The following is a 14,554-nucleotide window of genomic DNA, read 5'->3' as shown; positions in this document are numbered from 1 at the left end:
GAACGTCGTCGCCCGATCCACGACACGCATCGCTCGCCGACAAGTGGACCCCGGAACCAGTCCGGGGTGACGATGCTGGTGTCGGCCTTCGCCCTCCTCCTCGCCACCCCCGTCATGGCGCAGCAACCGCAGGGGACCCCCGCCGACACCGCCTTCGCCACGCTCGCCACGTCCGAGTACGACTGGCGCAAGGCGCAGGCTGGCCCCGGCGAGGATTCGTCGGTTGCGCCCGATGCTGGCCTGCCCGACGTCGGCCCCGCCGCACAGGCCGCCCGCCTCGCCCGGTGGGAAACGACCGCCCGCGCACTGGACGCGATCGACCCGGCCAAACTCTCGCCCGGGGTGCGCGACGACTACACCGTCTACCGTGCGCAGGTCGCCGCGCTGCTCGCCGCGCAGCGCTTCCGCGACTGGGAAAAGCCGCTCAACGCCGACAGCAGCTTCTGGATCGACATCGCCGGCATGGCGGGCGAACCGCTGCGCGACGCGGCCGGCTATCGCGGCTATCTCGCCCGGCTGGCGCAAATCCCGCGCTATTTCGACCAGAACATCGCCAACATGCGCGCCGGCCTCGCGCGCGGCTTCACGCCCCCGGCGATCACGCTGCAAGGGCGCGACGCCGGCGTGGCGGCGGTGGTCGCCGCGCCCGGCGAGGCATCGCCCTTCTACGCCCCGTTCAAGGCCATGCCGGCGACGATCCCACCCGCAACCCAGGCAAGCCTACGCGCCGAAGCGCTGCGCCTGATCGGCAGCGCGGTGATCCCCGCGCACCAGCGGCTCCTCGCGTTTCTGCAACAGGACTATATCCCGGGCGCGCGCACCAGCCTCGCCGCTTACGACCTGCCCGATGGCCGCGCCTACTACGCCTCCAAGGTCCGCGAATATGTCACGCGCGACCTGACCGCCGATCAGGTCCATGCCATCGGCCTCGCCGAAGTCGCCCGTATCCGAGCACGGATGCAGACCGTGATGCGCGACGCGAAATGGCAGGGCGATTTCCCCGGTTTCCTGCACTTCCTGCGCACCGATCCGCAATTCTACGTCACCACGCCGCAGGCGCTGCTCGACCGCGCGGCATGGATCGCCAAGACGTTCGACGGCAAGGCGGCGCAATATTTCAACCGCATGCCGCGCGCGCGTTTCGCGATCAAACCGGTGCCGGCCGACCTCGCCCCCTTCTACACCGGCGGGCGCGGCGGGCCGGGCATCTACCTCGTCAACACGTACAATTTGCCCGCGCGCCCGCTCTATTCATTGCCCGCGCTGACGCTCCACGAAAGCGCGCCGGGCCATGCGTGGCAGATGCCGTTCGCCGCCGAGCTGGACGACCTCCCCGCCTATCGCCGCGACGCCTATCTCTCGGCCTATGGCGAGGGCTGGGCGCTCTATTCGGAGGCGCTGGGCGAAGAAATGGGGATGTACACCACCCCGTATGAAATCTTCGGCATGCTCAGCTACCAGATGTGGCGCGCCGCCCGGCTGGTGGTCGACACCGGCCTCCACTCGCAAGGCTGGACCCGCGAGCGCGCGCAGAATTTCCTCAAGGACAATACCGCGCTGTCGACCCACGAGATCACGACCGAGGTCGACCGCTACATCGCATGGCCCGGACAGGCGCTGAGCTATTACATGGGCGAGATGGCGTTCGTGCAGGGCCGCGCGAAGGCGGAAAAGGCGCTCGGTCCCAAATTCGATATCCGCGCCTTCCACGACGCGATGCTGGCGCTGGGATCGGTCCCGCTGCCGATGATCGACGCCCGCGTCGACCGCTTCATCGCCGAGGGCGGCAAGGGGCCGTATCCGCTGGGGTAGGGGGCAATCGCCGGTTCTTCGGTACACGTTGCCCGGAACCGGACATTGTGTGGTAACCCGATCGGACGCTACACCCGCCATGTCAGCGTGACGGAATTGGTAGACGTATCGCTACAGCGATCCCGGAACCGGGTGCGGGTTCGATCCCTGCCGCTGGCGGATTCGCATGATTGCGAACACCGGCCATGGCCCTAGACCAGCGTGTAAGGCTTACGTGGAGGATGTGGTGAACAAGTTTGTTTCCGCGATTCTGATAGCCGCCGCGTCTGTCTACACGCTGATGATTGTATTCCTCGTCGTGTTTACGATCGGGTTCTTCGGCGCTGGAGGCATCGGCAAAAATCCAGGCAGTCTTGCGATCTTCTGCTCGCTTGCACTGTCGCCTCTGGTGGTATGTTATTATTGTTTGAGGCGGGCATCGGCGTGGCGTCGCGGTAAACGCCCGCCCGTCTGAAAAGGGGCAGGGCCACGGCAGCCAAGCACCCCTATCCGTTCCCCCCTACCCGAACGGCCGGTCGATCGACGGCTGCGGCTGGGTGAACCATGCCGCGCCGGCATCGGTCACATGGAAATGATCCTCCAGCCGCACGCCGAAACGCCCCGGCACCACGATCATCGGCTCGTTCGAGAAACACATGCCCACCGCCATCGGCGTCACGTCGCCGCGCACCAGGTTGGCCGGCTCGTGGATCGACAGGCCGATGCCGTGGCCGGTGCGATGCGGCAGCCCCGGCAACGCATAGTCCGGCCCCAGCCCATGGGCGGACAGCACCGCGCGCGCCGCCGCATCGGCCGCCTCGCACGGCACGCCGGGTCCGGCGACCGCGAACGCCGCTGCCTGCGCCGCATGCTCGATGTCCCAGATGTCGCGGATGTCCTGCGCCACCTGCCCGAAGGCATAGCTGCGGGTGATGTCCGAATGATAGCCCTGCACCCGGCAGCCGGTGTCGATCAGCACCAGCTCGTTCTCGGCCAGCCGCTGGTCGCCGGGCAGGCCGTGGGGAAAGGCGGTGGCATGGCCGAACTGCACCGCGCAGAAGAACGATCCCCCGCCACCGATCGCGCGATGCGCGGCGTCGATGAAGGCGATCACCTCGCTCGCGGCGATGCCGGGGCGCAGGATACGCGCGGCGCGCGCCTGTACCTCCAGCGTCATCGCCTTGGCCTGCGCCAGACACGCCAGCTCGGCCGCCGACTTCACCATCCGGCACCCATCGATCACCCCCGATCCGTCGACCAGCGTCGCGCCGCTGCGCGCCAGCTTGGCCCCCCATGCGTAGGGAAGCTGCGGATCGACTGCGATTGCGCCCATGCCTTGCGCGGCCTTCGCCAGCAGCGCGACCGGGTCCTCATCCTCGTCCCACAGCGCGAGATCGGCGGAGATTTGAAGGTCGGCCTCGAGCGATCCCTGCTCGAACCGGGGGCAGATCATCACCGGCTCGCCCGCCACCGGCAGCAGCAGCGCGACCATCCGCTCGGTCGCACCCCAAGGCACGCCGGTGAAATAGCGCAGCGACGCCCCGGCATGAACCAGCAGCGCGCCTGCCCCCACCGCCGCGCACAGCGCGCGCGCCTTCGCGGCGCGGGCAGCATATTCCCCTGCATCGATCGGTGGCACCCGCGTCGCGGGCGGGCGGATCGCCGCCAGTTCGGTCGCGGCGTCGGAGGTTCCGATGGTCATGCTACAAAGTCCCGTATCATGGTGGATCGACATTCAACCAAGTGCTCCACGTCTCCCCTCCCTTGTCAGGGAGGGGAGCAATTCTGCTCACGTGCCGACCAAAGGTCGACCCGAATCAAAACCGCTCGACGTCGAACGCCGCAGGCACCGGTGCTTCGCCGAGCATCAGCGCCGCGACCCATTCCCCGGTGATCGGCCCCAGCGTCAGCCCCAGATGCTGATGCCCGAAGGCATAATAGAGATTGTCGGCACGAGTCGACCGGCCGATCGCCGGCAGATAATCGGGCAGCGTCGGCCGTGCCCCCATCCACCGGCGGAACGGCCCGGCGATCGGCAGGCGCAGGGCGGCGACATGCGCGCACAATCGGTCGCTCTTGCGCGGGTCGGGCGGGGCGTCGGCGCGGCCGAACTCGACGAAGCCTGCCACCTGCACCTGGTCGGCATAGCGGGTGACGATGATCGAGCGGTCCTCGAACACCACCGGGGGCAGGTCGGCGGGCCAGCCGGTGGCATCGCCGCGCAGATGATAGCCGCGCTCGGCGATCAGCGGCACGGCGGCATGCCCCGCCGCCGCCATCAGCGCGGCCGAGCCGACCCCGGCGGCGATCACCACCCGGGTCGCGGGGACTCCCTCCACCGAGATCCGCCGGCCATGGCGTTCGAGCGTGGCGTGCCGGTGCAACCGCTCGACCCCGGCCGCCGCCAGCGCGGCGTCGAGCGCGTCGGCCAGCGCGGTCAGGTCGGCGATCTGCCCGGTGCCGGTGAAGCGCACCGCATCGACCACGCCCGGCGACAGCGCGCGCAGCCGGGCGAGATCGTCGGCGCTCGCCTCGCCCAGCCGCGCGGTGCCGGTATCGGCCTTGCCCCAGTGCGCCCGGCCCGCCGCCACGCTGGCGGCACTTTCCCATGCGATCAGATGCCCGTCCTCGCGCAGCAGGTCGCGCCGTCCGATCGCATGGGCCAGCCGCTCCCACGCCGGCATCGCCTGCGCCAGCATCGCCGCCAGCGCGGCCTGTCCGGCGGCGAATCGCTTCGGGCCGGACGCCGCGACCAGCCGCGCGGCGAACGGCAGCCACGTCGCGATCTGCGCGATCGGCAGCCCCACCGGCCCGCCGCGCCAGAACAGCCGCTTCGGCATCGACCGGATCGTCGCCCACGACGCGATCGGCGCGACTTGTTCGGTGGCAATATGTCCGGCATTCCCCCATGATGGTGCGGCGCGGTCGTCGGCCGCATCGATCAGCACGACCCGCTGCCCGCGGGCCGCCAGCGCCAGCGCGATCGACCGGCCGACGATCCCGGCCCCGACCACGGCGATACGATCGTCCGGCATGGTCCGCTTTGCCCCCTTGTTCATCACCCGCTATTATCGTATACGGTATTCACAGACAAGACTTCAGGACCAGAGCATGACGATTGATTGGCAAGGTGTGTTTCCGGCGGTGACGACGCAGCTTCGCGAGGATCTCTCGATCGATCTCGCCGATACCCAGCGCGTGGTGGACGATCTGATCCGCGACGGCGTGACCGGCGTCATCGCGCTGGGTACGGTGGGCGAGAACAACTCGCTGACCCATGACGAGAAGATCACGGTCCTCTCGGCGATCGTCGAGGTGGTCGACGGCCGCGTCCCCGTCGTCACCGGCGTGTCGGAATATGACACCCGCCGCGCGGTCGCCTATGCGATCGCGGCGGAAAAGGCCGGGGCCGACGGCCTCATGCTGCTCCCGCCGATGGTCTATGTGCCCAAGGCGCATGAACTGGCCGCGCATTTCAAGGGCGTGGCGGCGGCGACCGCGCTGCCGATCATGCTCTACAACAACCCCCCGGCCTATCGCACCCAGATCGACAACACGGTGCTGGAGATGGTGGCCGATGCGCCGACCATCGTCGCGATCAAGGAATCGGCCCCCGACACGCGCCGCTTCACCGATGTGAAGACCGCGTTCGGCGACCGCTACGTGCTGTTCGCCGGCCTCGACGACGTCGCCTTGGAAGGGCTGTACCTCGGCGCGCAGGGCTGGGTGTCGGGCCTTACCAACGCCTTCCCGCGCGAATCGGTCGAGCTGGTGCGCGCGTTCCAGCGTGGCGATCATGCCAAGGCGATGGAAATCTATCGCTGGTTCATGCCGCTGCTCCACCTCGATGCCGATCACGATCTGGTGCAGTCGATCAAGCTGGCCGAACAGGTCATGGGTCGCGGGTCGGAGCGCGTGCTCCCGCCGCGCCTGCCGCTGATCGGCGAGCGCCGCGCGCAGGTGATCGCGATGGTCGAACAGGCGGCGGCGACTCGCCCCGAACTGCCCTCGTTCCAGCCTGCCGCCGTCGCCGCCTGATCGGGACCAATATGCGCCACAGCTTCTTCTGCATCGACGGACATACCGCCGGCAATCCGGTGCGGCTGGTCGCGGGTGGCGCACCCTTGTTGAAAGGGGCCTCCATGTCGGAGCGGCGACAGGATTTCCTGTCCCGCTTCGACTGGATCAGGACTGGGCTGTGCTTCGAGCCGCGCGGCCATGCGATGATGTCGGGCGGGTTCCTCTATCCGCCGACGCGCGACGATTGCGACATCGGCATCCTGTTCATCGAAACCTCGGGCTGCCTGCCGATGTGCGGGCACGGCACGATCGGCATCATCACCTTCGGCCTCGAACACGGCCTGATCCAGCCGACCACGCCGGGCCGCCTGCGCGTCGAGGTGCCCGCCGGGATCATCGACATCGCCTACCGGAGCGAGGGTGACAGGGTGACGTCGGTGAAGATCACCAACGTCCCCGCCTATCTCGCCGCGACCGGCATCGCCATCGACCTGCCCGGCCTCGGGCCGCTCAAGGTCGACGTCGCCTATGGCGGCAACTATTACGCGATCGTCGAGCCGCAGGGCGGCTACACCGGCCTCGACGCCCTGGGGGCCGAGGCGATCATCGCCCACAGCCGGGCGTTGCGCGACGCGGTGCGCGCGGTGTTCGAGCCGGTCCATCCGCTCGACCCGACGATTCGCGGCGTCAGCCACGTGCTATGGGCCGACGTGCCGAAGGGCGCGGGCGCTGACGGCCGCAACGCGGTCTTCTACGGCGACGGCGCGATCGACCGGAGCCCGTGCGGTACCGGCACCTCGGCGCGGCTCGCGCACCTCGCCGCCACCGGGCGGCTGGCGATCGGTGACAGCTTCGTCCACGAAAGCTATATCGGCAGCCGATTCACCGGCCGGGTCGAGGCAGCGACGAGCCTCGGCGACGTGCCCGCCATCATCCCCTCGATCGAGGGGTCGGCGATCGCCACCGGCTTCAACACCATCTGGATCGATCGCGCCGATCCGTTCTGGCAGGGGTTCGTCGTCCGGTGAACAGTTCCGCAATCGTCGTCCGCACCCTGTCCGATCAGGTGTTCACCATCGTCCGCGACCGCATCGTCACCGGCAGTCTGGGTGAGGATGCCCCGATCCGGCAGGACGCGCTGGCCGCCGAACTGGGGGTGAGCAAGATTCCGCTGCGCGAGGCGCTCGGCCGGCTGGAACAGGAAGGGCTGCTCGTCAGCCAGGCCAATCGCGGCTATTCGGTCCGCCCGATGTCGGCCGATCAGGCCGACGAGATCTATGCGCTGCGCCTCGCGATCGAACCCGCCGCCGCCGCGCGCGCCGCCGCGCTCGCCGACGATGCCGAACGGGCCGAGGCGCTGGCCGCGTTCCATGCGCTCGACAAGGCGGCGCACACCAATCTCGCCGAGGTTGCGGTGTGCAACCGCGCGTTCCACGTCGCGCTGGTGCGGCCGGGCGGCGGGCTGCTGACGACGCAGTTGATCGAACGGCTGGCGTTCCTCGCCGAACGCTACGTCATCCGCCATCTCGAACCCGCCGGGCGCGACGCCCGCGCGCATCTCGAACATCGCCACCTGATCGATGCGTGGCTGGCGCGCGACGCGGTGGCGCTCGAGGCCTTGCTGCATCGCCATATCGAGGCGACGCTGCACGATCTGCACGGACAATTCACCGCCGCCTGACCTGAGCGGACGGACGACGGCACAGGGGGGAAACAGGCCATGTCGATCATCGGACCGCGCAAACCATTGGGGCAGCACGCCCCGGCGGGACAGGCGCTCGCCAAGACGCTCAGTTGGCCGCATCTGATCGCGCTGGGGGTCGGCGCGATCGTCGGCACCGGCATCTATACCCTGACCGGGGTGGGGGCGGAGCGCGCCGGCCCCGCCGTCATCCTCGCCTTCGCCATTGCCGGCGCAGTGTGCGCCTGCGCCGCGCTTGCCTATGCCGAACTGGCGACGATGATCCCGGCGGCGGGCAGCGCCTATACCTTCAGCTATGTGGCGCTGGGCGAAACGGCGGCATGGGTCGTCGGCTGGTCGCTGATCCTCGAATATTCGCTGGCCTGCTCGACGGTCGCGGTCGGCTGGTCGGGCTATCTGGTCGGGTGGATTCAGGCGATCGGCGTCACGCTCCCGCCCGAACTGCTCGCCGGGCCGCATGGCGGCGGCATCGTCAACCTGCCCGCCGTGCTGGTCGCACTGGCGGTGATGGGGATGCTGGTGGCGGGCACGCGCGAGAGCGCGACGCTCAACATCGTGCTGGTCGTCATCAAGCTGGTGGCATTGGGCGTGTTCATCGCCTTCGCCATGCCCGCGTTCGACGCCAACAACCTCCACCCGTTCATGCCCTATGGCTTTGGCAGTACCGAGGTGGAGGGGACCAAGCGCGGAGTGATGGCAGCGGCGGCGATCGTGTTCTTCGCATTCTACGGCTTCGACGCGGTCGCGACCTCGGCCGAGGAAGCGAAGAATCCGGGGCGCGACCTGACGATCGGCATCGTCGGGTCGATGCTGCTGTGTACCGCGATCTACATGGGCGTCGCGGTGGCGGCGATCGGCGCGGTGCCGTTCCAGACGCTGGCCAATTCGTCCGAGCCGCTCGCGCTGGTGCTGCGCACCCTCAATCAACCGACCGCCGCCTATCTGATCGCGCTCGCCGCCGTCATCGCGCTCCCCTCGGTGATCCTCGTGATGATGTACGGGCAGAGCCGCATCTTCTTCGTCATGGCGCGTGACGGGCTGCTCCCGGCATCGCTGGCGACGGTCAGCAAGCGCAGCGGCGCGCCGACGCGGATCACCGTGCTGACCGGCCTGTCGATCGCGGTCGTCGCCGGGCTGTTCCGCCTCGACGAGATCGCCGAGCTGGCCAATGCCGGCACGCTCGTCGCCTTCGTCGCGGTCGGTGCCTGCCTGATGGTGCTGCGTCGCACCGCGCCGACCGCCAAACGCCTGTTCCGCTGCCCCGCGCCGATGGTGGTGGGGACGGGGGCGATCCTCGGCTGTCTCTATCTGCTCCACAGCCTGCCCGGCGCGACGCTGGTCCGCTTCCTGATCTGGAACGCGATCGGCCTCGCGATCTACCTCGCCTACGGCCGCCGCGCGAGCCGCGCGAGCCGCGCGAGCCGCGCGCTGCGCGCGAAGGGCGGGGTGTTCGACTAAACCCGTCATTCCCGCGCAGGCGGGAATCCATAAACGCTGACGCTTCTGATAGAAGCGTTGCCGTTGCGTCTATGGACCCCCGCCTGCGCGGGGGTGACGAAGTGGGTGTCCGCGTGCCGCCCCTTGCGCCCGACCGCCCCGTCGGGCGATACCCATCGTCTGATGCACGACACCCCCCAGAGCGGAACCACCATCGCCGACGTCGCGGCGCGCGCGCAGGTGTCGATCCGCACCGTCTCGCGCGTGCTCAACCGCTCGCCGCTGGTGAATGCCGAGACGCGCGAAAAGGTCGAGGCGGTCATCGCCGCGCTCCAGTTCCGCCCCAGCGCCCGCGCGCGCGGCCTCGCCACCGGGCGCTCGTTCCTGCTGGGCCTCGTCCACAACGATCGCAACGCGCTGGTGCTCGATCCCCTGCAACGCGGCATGGTGCGCGAAGCGTCGGTGCGCGGCTATGAACTGGTCGTCCACCCGGTCCGCGCCGATGGCGGCGATCCGGCCGAGGACGTGATCGAATTCGTCCAGCGCTCGCGCGTCGACGGGGTCGTCGTCGTGCCGCCGGTGTCGGGCATCGCCGCGCTGCCCTACCGGCTGGCGCAGGTCGGCGTGCCGGCGGTAGCACTCTCCTCGGTCCGGCTGGAGGGCTATGACGCGATGCTGGTGGCTGACGAGCGTGGTGCCGCCGCCGCCGTCGCCGCGCATCTGCTCGACCTCGGCCATACCCGCGTCGCGCTGATCTCGGGTCCCGCCGACGCGCACAGCGCGCTCGAACGCCGCGCCGGCTTCGTCGCCGCGCTGGCGCAGCGGGGCATCGCGCTGCTGACCGAGGCGATCGGCGATTACGGCTTCGATTCGGGCGTGGCCGGCGCGCAGGCGGTGCTGCGCCACGATCCGCGCCCGACCGCGATCTTCGCCGGCAACGACGTGATGGCCGCCGCCGTGCTGAAGGTCGCCGCCGGCCACGGCCTGTCGGTGCCGGGCGACCTGTCGGTGGTCGGCTTCGACGGCAGCATCCTGGCAATGATGCTGACGCCCGCGCTCACCACCGTCCGCCGCCCGATCGCCGACATGGCCGCCACCATCACCCGCCGCCTGATCGACCGCATCGAGGGCCGCCCCGCCGACGCCGAACCGGGCGTCACGCTCGACCTCGACCTCCACGGCTCGACCGCGCCGCCGCGATAGGCGCTGTCCTACAGGGTGGTCGTTGATGCAGCGTGGACAGCATGGACCGTCCCGCCCCCGGCTGCGCAAGCAGCCCCTCCACCATGTTGCAACACGCGGCGTGCCCCCATGCGCAACCCCTCCGCGCCTCCGCGCGAACCAAAACTTCTTCTCTGGCCCACCCCATCAACGCCATCCCAGCGCAGGCTGGGATCTCCCGTTGATAGCGCGCAGCAGGAGCCGCATGAGGCCCCTGCCTTCGCTGGGGCGACGGTTAGGGGTGACGGATCGAGACACCAACACGCCCCCCAAAACGCGCCGCAAGTGTAAACTTTGTAAACTTTGGGGGGAATTACCGCCGCCGCAACGCGCCCGACCACGCCCCCCTTCGTCATTCCGGCGAAGGCCGGAATCCATACACGCCGACGATGCGGTTCCTGACCGGAAGCCGTTCCGGGTGCCCCCGACACCCGCCACGGGCAAAGCCCATGCCGTCGGACGGCGCTTTCCGCGCCGCCGGCCGGGCGCGCCTCGTGCGGCTCGACGTAGCTTCGCTACGCCTCGCCCGGCGCGCCAAGCGCTCCCACAGCCGCCCCATACTCCCGCAACCGCACCGCCCGAGCCTCGGCCGCCAGTTCATCCTCGCCCCATTGCTCGGCCTGCCAGTCCTCGTCGACATGCGCCGCATCCCACGCCGCCTCCGGCGAAATCGCCCGCTCGACCAGCATCAGCCCGAGCAGCAACGATCCGGTCAGGCTCACGATCGGCGACAGCGGTGCCAGCACCCATGGCGACAGTCCGACCACCGCCTCGCGCAACCGGGCAAGCGTGCGCGGCGGCTGCTCGACCGGCATCACCCCGTCGGTCACGACGAACGCGACGTCGTACCGCTTCGCTGCCCAATCCAGCACCGGGTCCCACGCCGCCGCCTGCCGTCCGGCGAGCGGCTCGTCCCCGGCGCGGTAGCAGGTGAGGTCGCTCGCGCCATAGACGGCGATGCCCGAACCGAACGCGACCGGATCGGGCGCGACCCGCTCGATCGCGGCATTGGCGAGGCCGGTGAGCGGCATCGCCCGCGGATCGATCGTCTCGCCGACCGCGCGCCATTCCGCCGCGATCGCCTCGGCCAGCGCGGGGAAGGGCACGACCAGCGGCAGCCGCCCCGGCGTGCGCACCGGCTTCCCGTCGAGCGCGATCCCGCCCTCCGGCGTGACCGTCACGTCCTTCCAGAACCGCCTCACTTGCTGCGCCACTTCGCGGCCAGCCCGCGCGGCACCACCGCCATCGCGTACAGCGCCGACAGCACGATCGCGGTGCCCAGCACCTTGCCCGGCGTATCGCCCGCCCGCGCGATCAGCACCACGCCGAACACCGCGCCGATCGCGGTCGCGATGCGGACACCGACCAGCACCAGCCAGCGGTTCCGCGCGGGATCGTTCGCACTCATGCCACCTCCAGCAACCGTCCAAGCGCCACCGCATCGTGCGCGAGCGCATCTGCTCCCGCCGCGATCAGTTCGGCCGGGGGATGATAGCCCCATTCCACCCCGATCGCGCGGGTGCCGCCCGCGCGCGCCATCGCCATGTCGAACCCGGTATCGCCGATCATCACCGTCGTCTCGCGCGTCGCGCGCGCTTCGGCGATCGCCGCCAGCAGCATCGCCGGATCGGGCTTCGATGGATGCCGGTCGGCGGTCTGGAGCGTGACGAAATGCCGCGCGATGCCATGATGCGCCAGCAGCAGCGCGAGGCCGCGATCGGACTTGCCCGTCGCCACCCCCAGCCGCCAGCCCGCATCGATCAACCGGTCGAGCAATTCGGCGATCCCCGGAAACAACGGTTCCTCCAGCAGCCGCCCGTCGATCCGCATCGCCCGGAAATGGCGCTTGTACCCCTCGGCCACCGCTTGATGTCCCGCCTCGCCGATCGCCGGGGCCAGCAGCGCCACCGCCTGCGGCAAGCTCAACCCCACGATCCGCCGCACCGCGCGCGGATCGGGCGCGGGCAGCGCCGCATCGGCGAACGCCAGCGCCATCGCCTGACAGATGTTCGCCTGCCCGTCGGCCAGCGTCCCGTCACAATCGAACACCGCCAGCTTCGTCATGCCGCGCGCATCCGGCTTGCCAGGGGATGATCGCCCAGTGCCGCGATCACCCGCGCGCGCACCGCCGGCGGCTTGTTCTGGCTGAGTTTGGCGGTGCCGCGCCATGCGTCGGGCACCAGCGCGAACCCGGCGATCGCGCCCAGCATCGCCTCGGCCTTGTGCGTCGCCATCTGGTCGAGCCGCCAGCGCGGCTCGGCCTCATAGGTCGCGGCCATCGCCCCGATCTGTCCGATCAGCGCGGCACGGTCGATCGGCGCTATCGTCCCCTGAACCTCGACCGACAAGTAATTCCACGTCGGCACCTCGTCCGGCCCGGCGGCATACCATGTCGGCGAGACATAGGCATGCGGCCCGCCCGCCACGAACAGCGCGCGGGTGCCGGCCAGATGCGGCGTCAGCGCATTGGTGCGCGCCAGATGAAAGCGCAGCGTCCCGTCGTCGCCCAGCACCACCGGCACCTGCGCCACGCGCGGCCCGTCGGGCGTTACCGCGAACAACGCCCCGAAGCCTTCCCCGGCGACGAAGTCCCGCGCGGCGGCCTCGTCCATGTGGAACGCGGCATTGGGGTGCATCAGTCGCGGCTGCCCCGCGACCGCCGCTCGCCGCGCCGTTCCTTGCGATACGTTTTGGCATGCGCCTTGGCCTTGGCCTTCAGGTCGGCGCGGGTGACGGGCGGCGGACCGTCGTCGATCATCGCCTGCCCCAGCGACAGGTCGAAGCCCAGCAGGTCGATACTCTCGGCGATATGCGGCGGCAGCTCGGCGGTGATGTCCAACTGCCCGCCATCGGGATGGTCGATGCGGATACGCCGTGCGTGCAGGTGCATCTTGCGGCTGACCCCGCCGGTCAGGAACGCGGCCTGGCCGCCGTATTTGCCGTCGCCGACGATCGGATGGCCGATCGCCGCCATATGGACGCGCAATTGATGCGTCCGCCCGGTGAACGGCTGCAACTCGACCCATGCGGCGCGGTTGCCGACCCGTTCGATCACGCGGTAGCGCGACCGGGCTGGCTGGCCCTCGTCCTCGTCGACGTGCATCTTCTCGCCGCCGGTGCCCGGCTGCTTGGCGATCGGCAGGTCGACGATCCCGTCGGCGATGTCGGGCACGCCGACCACCAGCGCCCAATAGACCTTCTTGGCGGTCCGCCCCGAAAACGACTTGGCGAAGAACGCGGCGGCGCGCGACGTCCGCGCGATCAGCAGCGCGCCCGACGTATCCTTGTCGAGCCGGTGGACCAGCTTGGGCCGCCCCTCGCCATCGAATTGCAGCGCGTCGAGCAGCCCGTCGACATGGTCGTGGGTCTTGGTCCCGCCCTGCGTCGCCAGACCCGGCGGCTTGTTCAGCACGATCGCCTGCGCATCGCGGTGGATCACCATCGACTGCGCCAACTCGGTCTGCTCGGCGGTCAGCGGCGGGCGTTCGGCCTTGGCACGCGGTTGCGCCACCACCGCCGACTCAGGCGGCGGCACGCGCAGCACCTGCCCGGCGCTCAGCCGGCCGCCCGGCTGCACCCGTGCGCCATCGACGCGCAACTGCCCGGTGCGCGCCCAGCGCGACACGACGTTGAAGGTCGTGTCGGGCAGATGCCGCTTGAACCAGCGGTCGAGCCGGATGCCGTCGTCGTCCGCCCCGACGGTGAACTGGCGCACATCGTTGCCGCTCATGCCGCCACTCCCCGCGTGATCGTAAGGCCCGCGAACAGCGCCACCGCCGCACCCACGACCGATAGCAATACATAGCCCAGCGCCAGCGCCGGCTGCCCCCGCTCGATCATCGTCACCATGTCGAGCGAGAACGCCGAAAAGGTCGTGAACCCGCCCAGCACGCCGACGCCGAGCAGCAGCCGCACCGGCTCGCTCCCGCCGGTCCGCGCGAGCGTGCCCATCAACAGCCCCATGGCGAGGCCGCCGATCAGGTTCACCCCCAGCGTCCCCCACGGATAGCCCGGCCCCGACAGCGACAGCATGACGCGACCGAACAGGTAACGCAGCCCCGAGCCGACAGCACCGCCGGCCATGACGAAAAATAAATTGCCCATGATCGGACAGCCGTTACCCGATAAGGCCGCCGGGGGGAACCGGTCTGGCGCATGATCCCGCCGCCTTGATACAAGCGTCATCCCAGCGCAGGCGGGGATTCATACACGCTGACGCCGGTGATCGAACCAAATCCGCTGCGTCCATGGACTCCCGCCTGCGCGGGAACGACGAAAAGGGGTGGCATCGACCGAATGTCGATCCGCCCTGGGGCCGATCGACATTCAGCCAGACGATGGCGCTTGGCGGCTCCCCTCCCTGACAAGGGAGGGGCTGGGGGT

The 14,554-nt window shown here is 69.7% G+C and carries 15 protein-coding genes and 1 pseudogene; 8 read left to right on the top strand and 8 right to left on the bottom strand.

Annotated features, from left to right (window positions below; genetic code table 11):
- Positions 1-72: 72 nt before the first annotated feature.
- The 3 genes and pseudogenes from ASE78_RS00355 to ASE78_RS18470 all read left to right on the top strand — a co-directional run bounded on the left by ASE78_RS00355 (position 73) and on the right by ASE78_RS18470 (position 2,266).
- Complete coding sequence (locus ASE78_RS00355; RefSeq protein WP_056491808.1) at positions 73-1,812, top strand: DUF885 domain-containing protein; 1,740 nt, start codon at positions 73-75, stop codon at positions 1,810-1,812.
- An 81-nt stretch (positions 1,813-1,893) separates the two neighbouring features.
- Positions 1,894-1,971, top strand: a pseudogene (locus ASE78_RS00350).
- Between the two features lie 67 nt (positions 1,972-2,038).
- Positions 2,039-2,266, top strand: coding sequence for a hypothetical protein (locus tag ASE78_RS18470; RefSeq protein ID WP_156349222.1), 228 nt, complete (start codon positions 2,039-2,041; stop codon positions 2,264-2,266).
- Between the two features lie 45 nt (positions 2,267-2,311).
- Here the strand turns inward: ASE78_RS18470 and ASE78_RS00345 are convergent, their stop codons facing one another.
- Positions 2,312-3,493: a M24 family metallopeptidase gene (locus tag ASE78_RS00345; protein WP_056491805.1), complete on the bottom strand. Its 1,182-nt coding sequence runs from the start codon at positions 3,491-3,493 to the stop codon at positions 2,312-2,314.
- Between the two features lie 115 nt (positions 3,494-3,608).
- On the bottom strand, positions 3,609-4,850 hold the full coding sequence (locus ASE78_RS00340; RefSeq protein ID WP_235514822.1) for an NAD(P)/FAD-dependent oxidoreductase: 1,242 nt from the start codon (positions 4,848-4,850) through the stop codon (positions 3,609-3,611).
- Positions 4,851-4,902: 52 nt separating this feature from the next.
- Here ASE78_RS00340 and ASE78_RS00335 point away from each other — a divergent pair, with 52 nt between their 5' ends.
- From ASE78_RS00335 to ASE78_RS00315, 5 genes are all read left to right on the top strand, one after another.
- Positions 4,903-5,829 (top strand): dihydrodipicolinate synthase family protein, encoded by a 927-nt coding sequence (locus ASE78_RS00335; RefSeq protein WP_056491802.1) that lies wholly within the window; start codon positions 4,903-4,905, stop codon positions 5,827-5,829.
- A gap of 11 nt (positions 5,830-5,840) precedes the next feature.
- Complete coding sequence (locus ASE78_RS00330) at positions 5,841-6,839, top strand: 4-hydroxyproline epimerase (RefSeq protein WP_056491799.1); 999 nt, start codon at positions 5,841-5,843, stop codon at positions 6,837-6,839.
- Entirely contained in the window at positions 6,836-7,492 is a 657-nt protein-coding gene (locus ASE78_RS00325) for a GntR family transcriptional regulator (RefSeq protein ID WP_056491796.1), read from the top strand. The genes ASE78_RS00330 and ASE78_RS00325 overlap by 4 nt, the downstream gene beginning before the upstream one ends.
- Before the next feature lie 39 nt (positions 7,493-7,531).
- Entirely contained in the window at positions 7,532-8,971 is a 1,440-nt protein-coding gene (locus ASE78_RS00320) for an amino acid permease (RefSeq protein WP_056491793.1), read from the top strand.
- A gap of 162 nt (positions 8,972-9,133) precedes the next feature.
- Complete coding sequence (locus ASE78_RS00315) at positions 9,134-10,153, top strand: LacI family DNA-binding transcriptional regulator (RefSeq protein ID WP_056491790.1); 1,020 nt, start codon at positions 9,134-9,136, stop codon at positions 10,151-10,153.
- A gap of 533 nt (positions 10,154-10,686) precedes the next feature.
- Here ASE78_RS00315 and ASE78_RS00310 read toward each other — a convergent pair.
- The 6 genes from ASE78_RS00310 to ASE78_RS00285 are packed head-to-tail and all read right to left on the bottom strand — an operon-like array spanning position 10,687 to position 14,275.
- A complete protein-coding gene (locus tag ASE78_RS00310; RefSeq protein ID WP_056491895.1) occupies positions 10,687-11,373 on the bottom strand; it encodes an ATP12 family chaperone protein in 687 nt (228 codons plus the stop codon).
- The gene (locus ASE78_RS00305) at positions 11,370-11,579 is read right to left on the bottom strand and encodes a hypothetical protein (RefSeq protein ID WP_056491787.1); all 210 of its coding nucleotides are present in this window, start codon (positions 11,577-11,579) and stop codon (positions 11,370-11,372) included. The genes ASE78_RS00310 and ASE78_RS00305 overlap by 4 nt, the downstream gene beginning before the upstream one ends.
- A complete protein-coding gene (locus ASE78_RS00300) occupies positions 11,576-12,235 on the bottom strand; it encodes an HAD-IA family hydrolase (protein WP_056491784.1) in 660 nt (219 codons plus the stop codon). Before ASE78_RS00300 ends, ASE78_RS00305 begins: the two co-directional genes overlap by 4 nt.
- Positions 12,232-12,807, bottom strand: a complete 576-nt coding sequence (locus tag ASE78_RS00295; protein WP_056491781.1) for an FMN-binding negative transcriptional regulator — start codon at positions 12,805-12,807, stop codon at positions 12,232-12,234. Before ASE78_RS00295 ends, ASE78_RS00300 begins: the two co-directional genes overlap by 4 nt.
- Positions 12,807-13,901 carry an RluA family pseudouridine synthase gene (locus ASE78_RS00290; RefSeq protein WP_056491778.1) on the bottom strand — a complete coding sequence of 365 codons (1,095 nt, stop codon included), beginning with the start codon at positions 13,899-13,901 and terminating at the stop codon, positions 12,807-12,809. The genes ASE78_RS00295 and ASE78_RS00290 overlap by 1 nt, the downstream gene beginning before the upstream one ends.
- A complete protein-coding gene (locus ASE78_RS00285) occupies positions 13,898-14,275 on the bottom strand; it encodes a fluoride efflux transporter FluC (RefSeq protein ID WP_057687654.1) in 378 nt (125 codons plus the stop codon). Before ASE78_RS00285 ends, ASE78_RS00290 begins: the two co-directional genes overlap by 4 nt.
- Between the last annotated feature and the right edge of the window lie 279 nt (positions 14,276-14,554).

It is taken from the genome of Sphingomonas sp. Leaf25, assembly GCF_001421635.1.
Classification (GTDB): Bacteria; Pseudomonadota; Alphaproteobacteria; order Sphingomonadales; family Sphingomonadaceae; genus Sphingomonas.
The sequence above is the reverse complement of the archived record's forward strand: the minus strand, read 5'-3'. Positions and strand labels throughout refer to the sequence as shown.